Source organism: Spirosoma terrae (genome assembly GCF_010435915.1).
Classification (GTDB): Bacteria; Bacteroidota; Bacteroidia; order Cytophagales; family Spirosomataceae; genus Spirosoma; species Spirosoma terrae.
In genome coordinates, this window is the sequence record NZ_JAAFZH010000006.1 from 95,131 (window position 1) to 113,163 (window position 18,033).

At 48.6% G+C, this 18,033-nt stretch carries 17 protein-coding genes; 6 read left to right on the forward strand and 11 right to left on the reverse strand.

Annotation, left to right across the window (positions count from 1 at the left end):
• Nucleotides 1-43: 43 nt before the first annotated feature.
• Both GK108_RS15235 and GK108_RS15240 read right to left on the reverse strand, forming a co-directional pair.
• Nucleotides 44-1,162, reverse strand: a complete 1,119-nt coding sequence (locus GK108_RS15235; RefSeq protein ID WP_163949913.1) for a Gfo/Idh/MocA family protein — start codon at nucleotides 1,160-1,162, stop codon at nucleotides 44-46.
• 40 nt (nucleotides 1,163-1,202) lie between these two features.
• Nucleotides 1,203-2,072 (reverse strand): sugar phosphate isomerase/epimerase family protein, encoded by an 870-nt coding sequence (locus GK108_RS15240; RefSeq protein ID WP_170305399.1) that lies wholly within the window; start codon nucleotides 2,070-2,072, stop codon nucleotides 1,203-1,205.
• 135 nt (nucleotides 2,073-2,207) lie between these two features.
• On the opposite strand from GK108_RS15240, the gene GK108_RS15245 reads away from it, so the two are divergent.
• Nucleotides 2,208-3,080, forward strand: coding sequence for an AraC family transcriptional regulator (locus GK108_RS15245; protein ID WP_163949916.1), 873 nt, complete (start codon nucleotides 2,208-2,210; stop codon nucleotides 3,078-3,080).
• A gap of 65 nt (nucleotides 3,081-3,145) precedes the next feature.
• Here the strand turns inward: GK108_RS15245 and GK108_RS15250 are convergent, their stop codons facing one another.
• Nucleotides 3,146-4,033 carry an alpha/beta fold hydrolase gene (locus GK108_RS15250; protein WP_163949919.1) on the reverse strand — a complete coding sequence of 296 codons (888 nt, stop codon included), beginning with the start codon at nucleotides 4,031-4,033 and terminating at the stop codon, nucleotides 3,146-3,148.
• A gap of 122 nt (nucleotides 4,034-4,155) precedes the next feature.
• On the opposite strand from GK108_RS15250, the gene GK108_RS15255 reads away from it, so the two are divergent.
• On the forward strand, nucleotides 4,156-4,644 hold the full coding sequence (locus GK108_RS15255) for a DinB family protein (RefSeq protein WP_163949923.1): 489 nt from the start codon (nucleotides 4,156-4,158) through the stop codon (nucleotides 4,642-4,644).
• Here GK108_RS15255 and GK108_RS15260 read toward each other — a convergent pair.
• Nucleotides 4,623-5,165, reverse strand: coding sequence for a GNAT family N-acetyltransferase (locus tag GK108_RS15260; protein ID WP_163949926.1), 543 nt, complete (start codon nucleotides 5,163-5,165; stop codon nucleotides 4,623-4,625). The two genes, GK108_RS15255 and GK108_RS15260, sit on opposite strands and share 22 nt — an antisense overlap.
• Nucleotides 5,166-5,223: 58 nt before the next feature.
• Nucleotides 5,224-6,609, reverse strand: coding sequence for a DNA repair protein RadA (gene radA, locus GK108_RS15265; RefSeq protein ID WP_163949928.1), 1,386 nt, complete (start codon nucleotides 6,607-6,609; stop codon nucleotides 5,224-5,226).
• Nucleotides 6,610-6,837: 228 nt separating this feature from the next.
• Between radA and GK108_RS15270 the strand changes: the two genes are divergently transcribed.
• From GK108_RS15270 to GK108_RS15280, 3 genes are all read left to right on the forward strand, one after another.
• Nucleotides 6,838-7,506 (forward strand): porin family protein, encoded by a 669-nt coding sequence (locus GK108_RS15270; protein WP_163949931.1) that lies wholly within the window; start codon nucleotides 6,838-6,840, stop codon nucleotides 7,504-7,506.
• Nucleotides 7,507-7,703: 197 nt separating this feature from the next.
• On the forward strand, nucleotides 7,704-8,612 hold the full coding sequence (locus GK108_RS15275) for a 3-keto-disaccharide hydrolase (protein WP_163949934.1): 909 nt from the start codon (nucleotides 7,704-7,706) through the stop codon (nucleotides 8,610-8,612).
• Between the two features lie 52 nt (nucleotides 8,613-8,664).
• Nucleotides 8,665-9,636, forward strand: coding sequence for a Kelch repeat-containing protein (locus GK108_RS15280; protein ID WP_163949938.1), 972 nt, complete (start codon nucleotides 8,665-8,667; stop codon nucleotides 9,634-9,636).
• 91 nt (nucleotides 9,637-9,727) lie between these two features.
• Here the strand turns inward: GK108_RS15280 and GK108_RS15285 are convergent, their stop codons facing one another.
• Nucleotides 9,728-10,333, reverse strand: a complete 606-nt coding sequence (locus GK108_RS15285; RefSeq protein ID WP_163949941.1) for a 2,3-bisphosphoglycerate-dependent phosphoglycerate mutase — start codon at nucleotides 10,331-10,333, stop codon at nucleotides 9,728-9,730.
• Nucleotides 10,334-10,530: 197 nt separating this feature from the next.
• On the opposite strand from GK108_RS15285, the gene GK108_RS15290 reads away from it, so the two are divergent.
• Nucleotides 10,531-11,529 (forward strand): type I glyceraldehyde-3-phosphate dehydrogenase, encoded by a 999-nt coding sequence (locus GK108_RS15290; protein WP_163949944.1) that lies wholly within the window; start codon nucleotides 10,531-10,533, stop codon nucleotides 11,527-11,529.
• Here GK108_RS15290 and GK108_RS31395 read toward each other — a convergent pair.
• The 5 genes from GK108_RS31395 to GK108_RS31485 all read right to left on the reverse strand — a co-directional run bounded on the left by GK108_RS31395 (nucleotide 11,515) and on the right by GK108_RS31485 (nucleotide 17,916).
• On the reverse strand, nucleotides 11,515-11,643 hold the full coding sequence (locus GK108_RS31395; RefSeq protein ID WP_262887424.1) for a hypothetical protein: 129 nt from the start codon (nucleotides 11,641-11,643) through the stop codon (nucleotides 11,515-11,517). The genes GK108_RS15290 and GK108_RS31395 overlap by 15 nt on opposite strands.
• Nucleotides 11,644-11,744: 101 nt before the next feature.
• Entirely contained in the window at nucleotides 11,745-12,983 is a 1,239-nt protein-coding gene (locus tag GK108_RS15295) for a hypothetical protein (RefSeq protein WP_163949948.1), read from the reverse strand.
• A gap of 395 nt (nucleotides 12,984-13,378) precedes the next feature.
• The gene (locus GK108_RS15300; RefSeq protein WP_163949951.1) at nucleotides 13,379-15,211 is read right to left on the reverse strand and encodes a cytochrome-c peroxidase; all 1,833 of its coding nucleotides are present in this window, start codon (nucleotides 15,209-15,211) and stop codon (nucleotides 13,379-13,381) included.
• Nucleotides 15,212-15,330: 119 nt separating this feature from the next.
• The gene (locus GK108_RS15305; RefSeq protein WP_163949955.1) at nucleotides 15,331-16,800 is read right to left on the reverse strand and encodes a hypothetical protein; all 1,470 of its coding nucleotides are present in this window, start codon (nucleotides 16,798-16,800) and stop codon (nucleotides 15,331-15,333) included.
• Nucleotides 16,801-16,890: 90 nt separating this feature from the next.
• A complete protein-coding gene (locus GK108_RS31485) occupies nucleotides 16,891-17,916 on the reverse strand; it encodes an endonuclease/exonuclease/phosphatase family protein (RefSeq protein ID WP_163949960.1) in 1,026 nt (341 codons plus the stop codon).
• Nucleotides 17,917-18,033: the final 117 nt, after the last annotated feature.

Consider the following 18,033-nt stretch of genomic DNA (forward strand, 5'->3'; position numbering starts at 1 on the left):
AGGCTAGTTTTTTTAAAGATCATTCTTCTCTATTCGCTATCGATTATACGTTCGTAAAATCCGGCAACTTAATCAGTTGTCCACCCTGAAGGGCCGATTCGTGCGCCAGAATACCTACACTAGTCCAGTTTGCCGACTGAGCTGCATTCGGGAAAGGGTCCCGATCTTCGATAATGGCCGATACGAATTCGTGGACCATGTGCGGGTGTGATCCACCGTGTCCGCCACCTTGTGTAAACGACAAGTGTTGCGTTTCATCCGCATCGTACACGCCTTTGGTCGTAAATCGCTGAATCGGCTCTGGCAGCAGATGGGCAAAGTCAGGAACCGTCACTTTTTCAGGAATCTCCGGCTCGGGCTTTTTGGCGGTATGAATAACGGGCTGCTCCTCTTCGATCAACTGCCATTCGAACGATTTTTTGTCGCCGTATACTTCAAAACTTTCACGGTATTGCCGTGCTACGTCGAACAGTGACCGATATACGTAGGCCGACAGATCGCTGTTCTTAAACTTAATGTGCGCTGACTCAACTGCAAACGGTGAGTTATGAATCTTGGCCAACTCTTCCCGGATTGTCCCGGAACCGAAGCAGGATACATAATCAGCTTCCAGTTTCAGCAAACCGGCCACCGGGCCAACGCAGTGCGTCGCGTAGTGCATCGGCGGCAAACCCGGCCAATAGTCAGGCCAGCCGTCCATGTCCTGCTGATGGCTGGCTTTCAGAAACTGCACTTTTCCTAATTCACCTTTTTCATATAACTCCTTCACAAACAGAAACTCGCGGCTGTATACCACCGTTTCCATCATCATGTATTTCTTACCACTCTCTTTGGTGGCCTGCACGATCGCCATGCAATCCTCTACACTGGTTGCCATCGGCACCGTACAGGCTACGTGTTTACCGGCACGTAATGCTTTGATACTCTGCTCGGCATGATTTGGAATTGGGGAGTTAATGTGTACCGCGTCGATGTCCGGATCGGCTAACAACTCATCGTAGTTACTATACCGTTTTTCGATCCCATAAGCATCGCCGATTTCATTCAGTTTTTCGACGTTACGCTGGCAAATGGCATACATGTTTGCATGAGGATGCCGCTGATAGATCGGAATAAATTCGGCCCCAAAGCCAAGGCCAACAATGGCAATATTAAGTTTCATAAAATAAAAGGAATAAGAGCAATTGAATTCGTAAAACAACTTAAGCCAGAACGCTCGTTGGCGTTGGCGCAGTCAGTTTACTTTGTATGTATGCTAAACCATCAACCGCCAGTTGTTCAGGCGATTCGAACATAGGCCGGAAGATATGCGTTGCCGCAGCCAGTTCAGGCGGGTTAGGCCCGAACGCTTCGATGGCAATGGGGCCTTCATAGTTTACCTCCTGCAATACGCTGAACACTTCGCCCAGATTGATATGGCCCTTGCCGGGAGTCGATCGGTCATTTTCCGAAATCTGTACATGAACCAAATAGGGAGCGACCTTACGAATGGCGTCACCAATATTCTTCTCTTCCATATTGGCATGGAACGTATCGAACGCGGCCCGACAATTGGGGTGATCGACGGCTTCAACGTAACGGACCAGTTCATCGGCACAGGTCAACAGATACGTTTCAAACCGGTTCAGGTATTCGATAGCCAGTACAATATCTTTCGTCTGAGCGTACTCGGCTACTTCACGCATGCCCTCCACCGACCACGCCCACTCCTGAGCCGTAGCTGGTCGGCCGGTGAACACTTTAAAACCGGCGTAAAATGGCCCCATCAGAATAGTAGCCCCAGCCAGAGCCGCGCAATCGAGGATTTTTTTCAGGTTGTCGATGCCAGCCCGACGAACGGCTGGATCAGTACTGATCAGGCTGTGTTCCGGGCCGCAAAGCGTACAGGCCTGTACCTCCAGACCGATTTCTGCCAATTGCTGACCAATCCGCTCCCACTTTGGAAGATTGGTGTCGCTAATGGGTATTTCAACAAAAGTAAAGCCGCTCGTTTTTAGGAACGCTAACGTATTCGATAGCTCTTCGTCCATCGACATCGTCCAAACGAACATATTCATTCCTAGCTTATTCATATTAGCTCTCTAAAAAATTAAACAAATGTAAAGAGTAGCGAATAGATAATCCCGGCTTTTATTAGCGAATACTGACTTTATTTTCACCCAAAACCACAAAAACAACCGATATTCGCGTTAAAAAAGAGAAACTAGATGAAACAGCCCCTCCGAAAAGATCTGGAACCGGTGTCGACCTCCTTTATCGTGAAGGAATTAGTCGAATCTCACTTTGACCCTAACTGGCATTTCCACCCCCATTACCAGTTATTTCTTGTGGAAGAAGGAACAGGAACCCGCTTTATTGGTGATTCAATCAAGCCATTTCGCCCCGGCGACCTTGTTTTTCTGGGTCCCAATCTCCCTCACTTATGGCGGAGCGATCAGGCTTATTTTAATAAACAACTAGGCTTAACTACGCGGGGTATTGTGATCTATTTTGCGGAAGATTTCCTAGGTAGCGAATTCTTTGCGAAACAGGAAATGAACTCGCTACGTCTGCTGCTCAATCATGCCCGTCAGGGTTTGGAATGGACCGGTAAAACACGAGCACTGGCTGAAGCCGCCCTGAAAAATATGACTCGCCAACCCGATTCGTTTGATCGGGTAATCAGTCTGTTAACTTTATTGAAAGAGTTGTCGCGGGCAACCGATTATAGTTATCTAACTAGTCCTGGCTATACCAATACAGTCAAGCCAACCGAAACCGACCGGATGCAACTGGTACATAACTACGTACTGGGGCATTTTCCCGATAATTTGAGTCTGGAAACCATTGCCGATCTGGCCGGCATGACACCACCAGCCTTCTGCCGCTATTTTAAAGCCCGAGCCAATAAAACATTTTCCGAATTTGTTTCGGAAGTGCGTATCGGTCATGCCTGTAAATTGCTATTAGGAGGCAAACTGAGCGTTACCCAGATCAGCTTTGAGAGTGGTTTTAAAACCCTGTCGAACTTCAATCGCCAGTTCAAAGAAATAACCGGCCAAACGCCATCCAGTTATGTAAAAACGTATCGGCGTATATGAAAAACGGTCCCTTCCCATGCAGGAAAAGACCGCTTCCAGTTTATTGTTTATTCTACGACAATAGCCTAGTAAAACGTTGTTGTAGTAACAGGCTCATTCACCGTAACACCTTCTTTAACAAAGGCAATCAGATCGTCGTTCAGGCGGTCTTTCTGGGTGAAGAACAGCCCATGCGGCTCACCTTCATAGACGATGTACTGAGCGCTCGGCAACGCGTTTGCCGTTAGTTCGCCCGACGATTCGATGGGTACTGTTTTATCTGAATCGCCGTGAATAATTAACGCTGGTACGTGAATTTGTGTCAGATCCTGGCGAAAATCTGTCGTTGCAAACGCATTAGCGCAATCCAGCGTAGCCTTATACGAAGCCGCGTAGGCACGAGCGAAATCGCCGTCGAGATGAGCCTGGCTTACGGGTTTGCTAATCAGACTTACGCCGTAAAACTGCTTGCCAAACGTTTGTAGAAAATCGGCCCGATCTTTTAACAGATTTTCGGTGATTTCATCAAAGACGCTCTGATCGACGCCATCCGGATTGTCTTCTGTTTTGAGCATATACGGAGTAACCGCGCTGATAAATGCTACTTTCGACACACGCGCCCCACCGTACAGACTCATGTAACGGGCCACTTCGCCCCCACCCATCGAGAAACCGACCAGCGTTACGTTCTGCAGATCGAGGGTATCAAGCACTGCTTTTAAATCGGCAGCCAGTGTATCGTAATCGTAGCCATCCCAGGGCTGCGACGACTTACCGAACCCACGGCGGTCATACGCAACGACCCGTAATCCGTGAGCAGGCAGCTCGGCTAACTGGTAATCCCACATAGCACTGCTCAGTGGCCAGCCGTGAATTAAAACAACGGTTTGTTGGGCACTGCTGCTGCCCAGATCCTGATAGAAAAGTTTGATGTCATTGCCGTACGCATCCGTACCTGCTTTGATATAGTTCATAACGTGCCGGGTAAGTTGTTGAGTTTGTTTAGTCTACCCGTTTAATCAACTAACGTTTTACAAAATAGTTTTGCCCCCTTCCCGATGTTGGATGTTTTGCCCGATTGCCCTATCATTAAGCCATGAAACAATCGCTTCTCGCCCGACTGGCTAATCAACTCGACGCTTTTGACCCTTTACTATCTGGTTTAACAGCCGACCAGATTCAGCAACGCCCACAACCCGACAAATGGTCGATCCACGAAAATCTGGCTCATTTAGGCCGTTATCAGGAAGTTTTTACGGATCGTATCCAGCAAATCATTACAGAAGAAAATCCTCAATTTGGTCGTTACGTAGCCGATAACGATCCTGGTTTTGCCGGCTGGACTGCCCTTTCGTTTACAGACCTATTGGAACGGCTGGGCGGAGAACGCGCTACGTTGAACGCCTTCCTGAGTATTTTGCGGGAAGAACAACTAACCCGAATAGGCCTACACCCGGTCTACGGCCCGATGACAGTGGAGGGATGGACAGAATTTTTTCTGCTCCACGAAGCGCACCATTTTTTCACGATCCTGAAACTAGGCGGTGTGCTACGTTCGGCTGATCAGCCGATGGGTTTATCGTAGAAACGTCGATATACGTTTTCGTTGATTTGATCGCTGATTTGCTGAAACGTAGCGGAATCGGGAATAGCCGGAATGGACAGCAGTTTCATGGGAATTCCTGTTTCATTCAGGCGATACGGCGGCTGTACATACGGAAACTCGTTTACGTAAAAGCCTTGTCGCTCGTAGAACTGAACCCGACGGACGCTCAGACTATCTTCCGGCAATTCGACCTCCAGAACGACGCAGGTTGCCTGTAACGCAACTACTTGCTGCAATGCCTGCTCACCGAATTTCTGTCCGCGTTTTTCCGGGTCGATAGCAACGTGTTCTACGTAGAGCAGGTCGCCCCATTGCCAGTAACTAATAAATCCGACGGGAGTGCTTTGGTCGACCAATACGCAGAAATGCATATCGGGCAGGTCGAGTAACTGAACCAGCTGGTCGAAATTCCGGCGCTCTTCGGGCGGAAATGATCCCTCGTACCAGGGGCGAACGGTGGCTAAATACGGAGATTCCGGTGCGATACGTAACAACTGCATTGCTTCTTAACGAACAGACGTAGCAGATGGGGCTAGTAGCCCATCTGCTACGTATCATTTACATCAATACGCCCTGAAAAACTTCATCCAATCGCGATACGGGCTTGATACTAATTTTAAATCCTCTCGTATCCAGCCCTTTCATGTTGAACTTGGAAATAAAAATTTGCTTGAAGCCTAACTTTTCGGCTTCGGCAATGCGCGATTCGATACGGCTCACCGCCCGCACTTCGCCCCCCAAACCGACCTCAGCCGCAAACGCCACTGACGGCGGTATGGCAATATCTTCGTAACTCGACACAACGGCAGCACATACGGCCAGATCGATAGCTGGATCTTCTACCCGCAAGCCACCCGCAATATTCAGAAATACGTCCTGCTGGCCTAATCGGAAACCACCCCGTTTTTCTAAAACAGCCAACAGCATATTCAGTCGTTTAGCGTCGAATCCGGTGCTGCTACGTTGTGGCGTTCCATAGGTAGCCACGCTCACCAACGCCTGTATTTCGATCATCAGCGGTCGGTTTCCTTCGAGCATGGACCCGATCGTCACTCCGCTCAGGGCTTCGTCGCGCTGTGAAATCAGAATTTCCGATGGATTCGTTACCTGACGTAGCCCCGAACCAAGCATTTCGTAGATACCCAGTTCGTCGGTACTGCCGAATCGATTTTTGGTGGTTCTGAGGATTCGATACGTGGTGTGCCGATCACCTTCGAACGTCAGCACGGTATCGACCATGTGTTCCAGCACTTTAGGCCCTGCCAGCGACCCTTCTTTGGTAATATGGCCAATCATGAATACCGGTACTCCGCTCTCCTTGGCATATTTCATAAACTCGGCCGTACACTCACGCACCTGCGATACGCTCCCCGCCCCCGACTCGACCAGCGATGACTGCATCGTCTGAATGGAGTCGATGATCAGCACTTCGGGTTCAAAATGCTCAACTACTCTGAAAATGTTCTGCGTAGAGGTTTCGGTCATGACGTGGCAATCGCTCTGGGGAATTTCCAGGCGTTCGGCCCGCATTTTTATTTGCTGTTCACTTTCTTCGCCCGATACATAGAGCACGCGCATTCCGGCGAGACTCAGCGAAATCTGCAACAACAGCGTAGACTTACCAATGCCTGGCTCTCCGCCTATCAACACCAGCGATCCGGGAACAATCCCACCGCCCAGCACCCGGTTTAGTTCGGCATCGGTGGTGGTGATACGGGGTTGCTCTTCGTAATTGATGGCATGCAAAGCCTTGGGTTTGGCGGCCACTTTGACGCCACCCGGCCCCGACGATGGATTACGCCATCCGCCACGTTCCGGTTCGTCTTTCTGAACAACCTCTTCAACAAACGTATTCCACTCGCCACACGACGGGCAACGACCCAGCCATTTCGCCGACTGGTGTCCACAATTCTGACAAAAATAAGTGGTTTTTAACTTAGCCATCGTTTCGATTAGCAGTGAGCAGGAACGGAAATAAAGTAAAAAAACGCAGGGTCTGTTAAACGTTGACGCTGTCTATATATCCAAGGGACATTGTTGCCAAAACGGCATCGTTATTGTCGGACAATTGCCCCTATACGTAACGCCGTTTACTCGAAATAAGTTGGCAATTCATACCCTCCTTATCGAATTCTCGTTTAACCCAATGGTTCATCTATTTTACAACCAACTATGAAAAAGAGCCTCATTATTGCTGCATTTACGTTACTTCCGGCCCTGACATTTGCTCAGTTCCAGATTGGAATCAAGGGAGGAGTCAACCTATCGAAGTTAAGCTTTGGGGATTTTGTTAAGACAGGAACAAACCCAAATGGTTCTCCATCGGTAGGTGTCGACGGGCAAACTCTCCGCGATAATTTTAGTTCCAGTCTGGATACTAAAACCGGCACCTCGTTCGGGCTTTATACTCGTTTTGGGAAAAACTTATTCATTCAACCCGAATTACTGTATTCAACCAAAGCGGGTTCATTCAATATTATTCGTAATGGTGCTACGGAAAATGTTACGGTGAAAGTAACGAGTTTTGATGTTCCCCTTTTGCTGGGTGTGAAAGGTGGACCAATCCGGGTTATGGCCGGTCCCATTGTTTCGTTCCGGATTAACGACAACCAAAGTTTAGGGCAAGCAGTACGTCAATACACGAATGGTACGCTGAGTGATGCCTGGTCGCAGGCCTATTATGGTTATCAGGTAGGTGGCGGCCTCGATATTGGTGCTTTTGGGCTGGACGTGCGCTACGAAGGTAACCTAACCGACATTGCCCAAATCCAGAACGATTACGGACGATTCAGCCAGCGACTAAACTCCTGGCAGGTTACACTGGCGCTTAAGTTATTCTAGTCAATTGTCTAGTCAAGGCTGTTGGTCAAGAATCTCAAACTAATTTCTAAAGAAAACACCGTGAGCACCTACTTACGGTGTTTTCTTTTTTGACTCCATTCCATCATTTAGCTTAACGTCAGCAATTTCTTCAGGCTAACACAGTAGCAATTACGCTTTAGCCGTCTTTTTGTATAGTTTCCGACCAAACTTCTCCCATGACTTTAGTACTACGTTCGTTTGTCTTTTTATTGCTGTTAGCCAGCGCTACGTCTGCTATCGCCCAATCGAAACCTGATAAACAGGAGTGGATTCAACTATTCAATGGAAAGGACCTGCGCGACTGGGACATCAAAATTGCCGGTTTACCGCTCAACGACAACTATAAAAATACCTTTCGGGTCGAGAATGGCCTACTACGTATCGCCTACGATCAGTATAAAACGTTTGATGGCAAATACGGCCACATGTATTACAAAACCCCTTTCTCATACTACGTAGTCCGGTTTACGTACCGATTTGTGGGAAACCAAATACCGGGGGGCGACTCCTGGAATGTCCGTAACAGTGGCGTTATGGTTCATTCACAATCGGCCGCCAGTTTATCGCTCGACCAGACGTTTCCTGTCTCCCTGGAGTTACAAATGCTGGGTGGATTAGGGAAAGGCGAGCGCCACACGGCTAACCTCTGCTCGCCCGGCACACAGGTGTATATGAACGGTAAACTTCGGGCCGAACACTGTATCGATTCTGATTCGAAAACGTATGACGGCGATCAGTGGGTAACCGCATCGGCGATTGTACTGGGCGATTCTATCATTCATCATCTGGTTGGGAAAGACACGGTACTGACCTACGAAAAACCAGAGGTTGGCGGTGGCTTTGTCAGTCAGGATCACGACTGGAATGCCGGGCATTTTAGTAAAGAAGCGGCCGAATACTGGATCAAACGAGCCAATACACCCTTGGGCGAAGGCTACATTGCGCTTCAGGCCGAAAGCCATCCTATTGATTTTAAAAGTGTTGAAGTGCTGAATCTCAAAGGCTGTACCGATCCAAAGGCACTGAACTACAAATCATACTACGTTAAATCCGATAATACGCAGTGTCGATATAAAGCGAAGTAATCACTAATAAGCCTCTTTTTTGTCTAAACCCTTAGCTCCTCTAACTAATAGTATGAACTCCCGTCTACTTTATTGCTTTGGCCTGCTGATGAGCGGCCTGAACACGTACGCTCAGGAATGGCAACCCGTTACGCCCCAGAATACCTGCGAAAAACGGCATGAAAATGCGGCTGCACTGGTTGGCGACAGCCTGTATGCCATTGGTGGTCGGGGTATGAAACCGCTGGAAGCACTCAACTTAAAGACGTTGATGTGGAAGCGGCTGCCAACTCCCCCCGTGGAAATGAATCACTTTCAGGCCATTAACTACAACGGCGAGATCTACGTTATGGGTGCTTTTGAAGGAAAATACCCCCACGAAACACCTATTCCCAACATATACATCTACAATCCCAAAAAAGGCGAATGGCGTAAAGGCCCCGAAATTCCGAAAGATCGGCTGCGCGGCTCGGCGGGGGTTGTCGTTTACAAGAATAAAATCTATCTGGCTTGTGGTATCATAGACGGACATTGGGATGGACACGTAGCATGGCTCGATGAATACGATCCCAAAACCAATACCTGGAAGAAACTCGCTGATGCGCCACGCACCCGTGATCACATTACAGCGGCTGTTGTTGATGATAAGCTTTATCTGGCCGGTGGACGCAATTCAACGGCACGTATTAATAAAGTCCTGGAAACAACCATTGCCGAGGTCGATGTCTATGATTTCAAAACAGGAAAATGGACAACCCTACCCGCCAGTTCAAATATTCCAACGCAACGGGCCGGTGGAACAGCCGTTACGCAGGGCGGAAAAGTCTGGATTATTGGTGGCGAAAGTCCGCAACTGCTCGCTCATAACGAAGCCGAAGCACTCGACCCGAAAACCAACCAATGGACATCGGGCCCGAAACTCAAAGAAGGCCGTCACGGCACGCAGGCAGTCGTCTACAACGGAAAAATCTATATCGTTGCCGGGTCAGCCAATCACGGCGGGGGGCCGGAGTTGAATACGGTTGAGGTTATGAGTAAGCCGTAGCCTGGACGTCCACGGCCAGGTGTAATTGTATCGGCTTGAATTAATCCGAATGGTACACCCGGACGTCCACGTCCGGGCTACAGGTCAGTTTCTATTTTGGTAATAAGTCAAAACGACCTGTTGCTGGATCAAAATTGTATTGCCGGGGGATACCGGTAGCCAGTTCAACCTTTTCTATATCTTCCGGACTGATTCCTTCCAGTCGCATCAGCATAGCTCTCAGGCTATTGCCATGAGCCGCCACCAGCACATTTTTTCCGGCTTGCAGACAAGGTAAAATAGCCGATTCGAAATAAGGTACTACCCGATTATACGTATCGGCCAGGCTTTCGCCATTCGGCGGCTGATCAGCATACCCACGTCGCCATCGAAATACCTGCTCAGCGCCAAATCGCGCTTCGGCTTCGTGTTTGTTCATCCCCTGCAGATCGCCATACATCCGTTCATTCAGGGCCGCGCTACGTTCAATCGGCAGATCGACCTGACCGGTTTCCTGCAGTATAATATCCATTGTTTCGATAGCACGCTGCAGCATGGATGTAAATCCTATTCCAAAGCGATCCTGTTTCAACAACACACCGGCCTCCCGTGCTTCGTGCCGACCCAGATCGGTCAGTGGCGTATCGACATTGCCCGTGAACCGATTTTCCAGGTTCCATTGGGATTGTCCGTGACGAACGATAACAAATAATGGCATAAAGTGGTAGCAATGGGGTCTGTATAAAGATAGACTGCTGAAACCTAAAAAGTGTTCCCTAGAACCGGCTTCACCGAATGATTATTATACTATTTTTTTGAAACTGGTATTCTGTTTAGTGTGTTGTCCAATTGAGCTAGTCTCAATGCCAGGATCATTTCCCTGGTATTTTACTCCTCACTTACCAATCAGTTACTATGAGCAAAATTGCTTTGTTTGGTTTCGGTCGGATTGGTCGTACGGCCCTCCGCATCGCGTTACGCGACAATCTCTTCACTCCTGTCGCTATTGCAGACATTAAAGACGAATCGACGTTGGCCGCTCTTTTTGAGGTCGACACCAACTACGGTCGGTGGCATGAGCCGGTTAGCGGAACCGAAGGTCATCTGAAAATTGGTGACCGCGACATTCCGTATTTTAACTCGGCCAAAGAGATTCCAGATTGGGGCGCTTTAGGCGTTGACCTTGTGCTTGACTGTACGGGGCGTGCCACAGTACGTTCGGTGGCTCAGGCACATATTGACCGGGGTGCTAAACGCGTACTGATCAGTGCTGCCAGCAAAACGCTGGACGACTGCGATGCGGTTCTGCTGAAAGGTATCAACCTGGAAACATTTGACCCAGAAAAACATAAGATTATCAGCATGGCCAGCTGTACAACCAATGCACTGGCTCCTGTAGTGAAAATCATTAAGGATAATTTCGGGCTTAAAGCAGGACTGTTCTCAACGGTTCACGCCTATACCAATACCCAATCGCTGACCGACCAGCCGATGAAGGATCGTCGCGATTCGTGGGCCGCTGCCGAGAACGTCATTCCATCGTCGTCTGGTGCTGCCAAAGCGCTGAAATTCATCTGGCCTGATTTGCAGATCACGGGTAAAGCCTATCGCGTACCGGTACGTACCGGCAGTATTGCCGAACTGAATTTGCTGACCGAAAAGAATCCGTCTGTTGACGAAGTCAACGAGGCTTTCCGGAAAGCAGCTGCTGAAGGCCCACTGAAGGATGTAATGGACGTACTGGAAGGCGAATGGGCATCGAACCGGATCGTAGCTGATTCGCACTCATCGATCATTGACCTGCCGCTGACGGCTAAACAAGGCGATCTGCTATCGGTAGCAGCCTGGTACGATAATGAATGGGGCTATGCTACGCGTTTAGCCGAAGTTGCCGCGCATTTAGCGTCGAAATAATTCCTTTGATTCCGAAACGGGGTCAGTTTTACTACGTAGTATGTTGATGCGATACGTAGTGAAACTGACCCCGTTTTTGTGGGCAAACGTAGCCTGGCTTGTCGTCGTCAGCATCCTACTGGCGGAGTCGCGTTAGCGGACAATTAGGCAACTGCACTTAGCCGTCGGCTCCGTCAGCAGGATGCTGACGATGACAAAATCAACCTACTTACTCATTACCGAAAGCCAAACAGGACTGGGAATAAAAAGGTAACGATTGCACACCAGACACTATAGATCGGCAGGAAAATAGCCACCGATTTACCCACCAGCGCCAGATCGGATTTTCGCGTCAGCGCTCCCATGAGCTTCAGGCAGATATACAATAAGTGAGCGAGCATCAGCCCATTGGCGCCCAGAACAGCTGCCCGATTGGGTGTAATTCCCCATTCTGAAATTCGGAATACGACGGCCGACAACGCAACGCCGTTCACCAGAATTGTCACCACAGACAATAGAAACAGTACAGCAACCTGCGCCAAATTTTTGCGGGTCGTTTCCGCTACTGAGAAGAAAATAAGCGACATCACCCCAACTAATAGTCCATTAAACAGGAGCAGAAACTCCCGGTCATGGTAAGGATCTTTCCCCGAAAAAATCATAACTCCCAGGTAAATCAGTAACATAACCAGCGCCACCGGACTAAACAAGTTAGCAATAACCGGCGCCACTTTACTGACCAGCGTTGGCTGCACCTGGGTCAGAAAGGTTCCTACAATAGGAACGGCTGCCAGCCCACAAATCACGACGTAGTTGAAATAGACTTTTTGAATATGATAGCCAATCAGCTCGAACAAGCCTATAGTGATGGCCGTAGTAATCCCTGCTGCTATCAGCAACAAAACCATCATTACGAGCAAATCGCCGTTATACCGTAGAAAACCCAGCCATTTTTCGCCAGCCCGCACCTTGCCACCTCCGAACGTAAAGCCTACCATTGACCACAAGCACAGGGGCAAATGGATACAGGCTAAATTCAACGTATCGTCGGGTTTGCTCTGGGGTAGCCAGTTGATATATCCAATCGCGAGCAGCATCAGTCCGCCCAGCCAGGCAGCTGTTTTCCAGGAGATCGTATTTTTCTGGCCGAAATAGGCAATCAGAATCGGAAAAACGATGAAGCCAATATTACGTGTGTAATAGAATTCATTGTTTAGTGAAAGCATTGCAGGGAGTTTAGCCAGAAAGGCGGCCAGCAACGAGCCCCCTACCATAAAAATTCGCTCTTCAGGCGTTCCCCAACTCAGGTCGTCAGAGCCGTAGTTAAGCCGCTGATACCACCCTTCGGCCAGCAGATTGTCCCGCAATTGTGGATACAGAGCGTTAAAAGCCGTTTTAAAGCCGGGCTTATCGTTCCGGTACAATTGTTCCAGCCGTCTGGGCTTGTCGATGTTTAACAGGATTTCTTCGTTCATACAAGAAAAATCATAAATCACGCTGCTCTACAGGGTTTTTAAGCAAACTGGTACACTTTTTAGCTGTCATAACCATAGGGTTCACGGCATCAAAATGATTCCTGAATACTGGCACTCCTGGCTGGCTTATCTGATACTGTGTGTTGGGTTTACGGCCAATAAATGGACTTCTTTCGCTGTTGTGAGTTGCCAATTATACACATGCCCAAACAGCAGGATGCTGTCTGAGACAAGCTAATCACTCAGTGCATACATACAGTTATCAATTCAAGAAAACCTATTTAGCGATAGCAAATAAAAGTACTTTGCATCACAAAGTCAATACATGTAAGCGCTAAAGGTGAAAATTTTATCTCTCCCCACAGCGTATAAATAACCCTTTACCCCAACCAATTTTAAAGTGCCTTCATGAACGTAACAAGGGCTTGCTGCTCAGCTTTCGTCAGGTTTAGTTTCGTATCAGGCAAGGTTTGATTGGGCACCGAAAAACCCAAGCCGATACCCCCTCCCCGATCATAAAAGTCAATAACCTGGTCGAGTGTTTTATAGATGCCATTGTGCATGTAGGGTGCGGTTAACGCTACGTTACGTATCGATGGTGTTTTGAACGCATGCCGGTGGAGCTCCATACCAGTCGTCTTAAACTTTCCGGAATCGGTGTCGAGTCGTTGGCTATTAAGTGCCGATGGCGTTCCCAGTATTTCGCTTTCTGACTTGGCGAATGCCGGTGGCACGGTTCCATTGAAAAGCGGGAAAAAGTGACACGTAGCACATTGTCCTTTACCCATGAACAGGTTAAAGCCTAGCTTTTCCTCATCGGACAGCAGGACTGATTTTCCCCGTAAGTATTGATCAAAGCGCGAGTCCAGGCTCGTGAGGGAACGAACGTAGCTGGCCAACGCATTTTTGATGGAATGCTCGCTTACACCCCCAGGGTACGCTTCATCAAATAGCTTTCGATACGTTGTTTGTTGCTGTAAAGCCTTGACGGCCTTCGGTAATGAACCATGCATTTCTACCTCATTCGAGATAACGTCATTTGCCTGATCTTCCAGATAAGCCACCCGAGAATCCATAAACTGAGCGGCCTGCAAGGAGGCATTTAGAAGCGTAGGCGCATTCCGACTAACGCGCTGACCGTTCACCCCAACTGCCAGACTAGTAGTTTCTCCATCCGTAAAAGCACGATCTGGCTGATGACACGTAGCGCAGGTTCGTTTAGCATCACCCGACAGGATTGGATCGTAGAACAGCAGCTTCCCCAGCGCTACCCGGCCCGATGTTGGCCGATCGTCGGTGTTCTTCGTGTAAAAACTGGCATCGAATGCATCTACATCGTTGAGCGTCCTGGCCGACGGTGACAAAAAGCGGCTTTCGTTGAAAACAGGAACTCCTAATGCGTTTTGCGAAGCCAGCAACAGGCTACTCAATACGTTGGCCTGCTGGGCTATAAACGTTAATCGATCAAATCGATTAAAATCAGGAGCTTGGGTCAACCTTTGAACGGAACGAACAAACGTTTCGTCCAGCTTTTGGGCAAGATCAGGCGACGTACTGCCTAACTGATAAAAAGCTACATGCCGCTGAAGACTACGTAGCACTTCGGCGGATTCAGGTAACGAATGATGAATGATCGGCGAATCGAAGCCGGTAATACCCAACGACATGACCCGAAACACCTCCAGACGGATTGCATCAAATACGTGGCTATCAGTCATTTCATTGCTGGCTGCCACCTTCGCTAACCGTCCTACGTTCGAAACCAGTATAGCCACCTGCTTAACGGTCTCGTCGTGTTGCGCCGGATCGTAGGGAAACAACAACTCCTCAAGTACTTGTAAGCCCTCTGGCTGATCGATACGCTTATCGGTTTCGTCGGCTTCAGGAATGTTGGGTCCGTTGATACTTTTAGCGGTCTCAGGGTTATACAGCTCAGCCAGAAACTCGACTCGTTTGTAAGCAAGTCGCGTTTGGCGAAACGTAGATTGAATGTCCGGTACCGATTTTTTACTGGCAATGGAACGCTGAAGTTGGCGAGCAGATGAGTCAAGGCGGCTAATATCACTCAGATATTGGGCCTGAACGAGCTGTAGTGGCGTTGGATTCTGACGAAATAATCCATAAATACCAATCCCCAAAAAGATAGCCGCCACACCGAACACGATCCACCAGGCATTCGGGGGGGTCGGCTTTGTGGTTGATTCTGAACGTACTGGTTCCGAAATCATAAACCTATTGTTTCCGCTACGTATCCGGTTCGTTCATCGAAAAACCAGCTACGTAAGCCAATAATTAAAATGCCTGACTGGCAATTACCAGTCAGGCTATGAAATACTGAAACTGATGATTAACGGGGTAGTCCTTTTATGATCAACAACTGGCTTCCCTGACTTTCGTCGGGGCGCTTCGAACCACCATCGGCCTTTTTATACCTGGCATCGGTCCAGGTATGCGCCTGCATACCCACCGAGAATGTATTAGGAATGCCAATCGCATCAGAAATATCGATCAAACCACTGATTTCCCAAGACCCTACTTTTGACGTACCACCAACGTTGTATTTCGCCGCATCGGCTTCGTTACGACGATGATCGATCATCAGCACCGGTTTCAGCTCACCCGTTTTCAGATTATACTGGTAGATATAAGCATCGTGTGTTTCATCGCCATAACCGTTTGGATCTTCCTGAATATAGGCATAGTTCTCCGTAACGGTAATATTGTCCGGATCTTCAAACGTTTTAGCCACACCATTGCGGTCGTCGCCATCCAGCAGGACTTCCAGTGAACCTTTGGCTGGATCGGTTGCGTCTAAAGTAAGCTTGTAGACACGGCCGTATTTCGAACGCGAATAATCCGCATTGACGCCCGTATTGTTCTGACCCGTCACCGTAAAATAAACCTCACGCGCTTTAGCCGCATCACTCCCTTTGCCATAGTCGACATCTTCAACACGCCCAAACTTAAGGGCTTTCAGATCGTTTACTTTACCATTGATTTGCGCACCGGTCAATGTTTTGTGATTATCGATCCTGGTAAACTCAACGGGATATTTCGTACCGACTTTCATATCCATTTCTCGCTGGTTGCCGTCAGTACGTTTTAACATCGACAACGTACCATTTTCCAGATCGCCCACCGTATTCGATACGTACATGGCAACCTGTCCACCGTACGTATCCGAATCGTCGTCACCAATCACAATAACTGTTTTACCGGCATACGCTTTCGATGGCAGTGGAACGGCGTTTTCAGCACTCCAGCGACCGAGTCCGGCTACCTCTTTAGAAATACTGGCCGAACCAGCATCCGCTCGTGGATTAACTGCATGCGTTCTTGACTCCTGACCACTTTCACCACATGTCAGGAAGGTAGGGCCAAATCCGTGTTCTTCTGGTGTTGCCATCGTAGCCGAACACAACCGCCACTGTGCCCCATCCGAATTGAGGATATACTCGCCTTTAACGGGTTTAAACGTTTTGTCGAACGTCAGACGCGACACGGCAAAGTTATCTTCGTTGTTCACCAGCATGGTATACGTACCATCGGTATTTTTGAGGATACCCGCTCCATCCGCCGATCCACCAAATATGTAGTTCGGCGATTGATCCAGCTTATCGTCGCTACCAATGAGTGAATATAGCTCCAGGCTTTCAAAGCCTGTCATCTTTTTAGCGAGAATCGGCGTTACGGATTGGTTTTTCAGCACTACCTCACTGGTAGGCTGGGTGTTGGGATTATCTTCGTTTTTGCAGCCAGATACTACAAAAAGAGCCAGCAATGCTGCTGCCGACAGGTAATGTTTTTGAATAAGCATGAACAGACCGTTAATTGCGCACTTTCGTTCCCCAAAGGAAGGGCCTGTTCTTTACCTGAGTGTGACGTAATTATTATGCTTTTACTATCATTAACGACGTAGCAGATCCAGGTCTACTACAACGGCCCGATGATCGGAACCCGTTTGATCCATCGTCTGAAACGACAATACGTTAAACCCATCATTAACGAATGCGTGATCGATCGGAATCATCATGGGCGGCAGGAAACGTGGCCAGGTCGGTTGCGTCTTGTCGCGTCGTGCTCTGATAAGTGGTCTTGGCGCATTAACTGGTTCAAAAATTGATGCATAAATGGGCGAAAACATACTGATATTGAAATCTCCGATCAATAGCGTAGGCAACGTATTCGTTCTCGTTTTATCTGCCGAATACGCTAATTGCTCATTCCGCTCGCGGAACCAGCTTGGATAAACCGGCGTATGCGGATGCACGGTCAGCAACGCAACCGGCTTTCCGTTAATCGTTGTTTCTAAGGAGATAATGTGAAGCCGTCGGGCGAGCGCTTCGTCGACCTTGAACCTGGTCCGACTGCCAACCAGCGTCCAGACCTGCTGTTTCGACCGACAGGCAAACCAATACGGATACTCGCTACGTAGCTGGCTGGTTACCCATCGAATCGGATCGGGCGTCATTTCCTGCAGTACGTAGAGATCGGGCTGCTGTTTTTTCACCATCGCCACCGTCGTTACGTATTCCTCCCGCGAGTAAAGCACATTGGCGTGAAGAACGCGTACTTCACCTCGTTTTATCGGTCGGTCGGGAGCATAATCGCCCGGCATCCAGGCGGTGTGATTGCCATAAGCCGTAATTCCTACCAGCAAAGCGGCACCAACAGACCACGCTGTCAGATAGCGAAAAATAACCCAATAGAGCGCCCAAAGTCCCAGCAAGCCGTATGCCACCCACTCATACTGGATCACAAAATGGCTAAACAGTTCAAAGAAGTAGAATTTCCCCAATAGCTGTCCAGTCAGTGAGCAGGAAAACAACCCAAGTGAAAGAATGATCAGGAACTTGTTCAGCCATTGTGGACTGACAAAAGGACTACGAGAGCGAAAGCGATTTCTGGTTTTGCGAGGAGCTGATACTGTCACGGTTTACTATCGTTTACATGAATCAAGGACCTGGTCATTTCAGCAAACATTTGATTCATTGAGACACGAAATTAAATGTAACAAAAAAGCCCCTACGTTTCCGCAGAGGCTTTATAA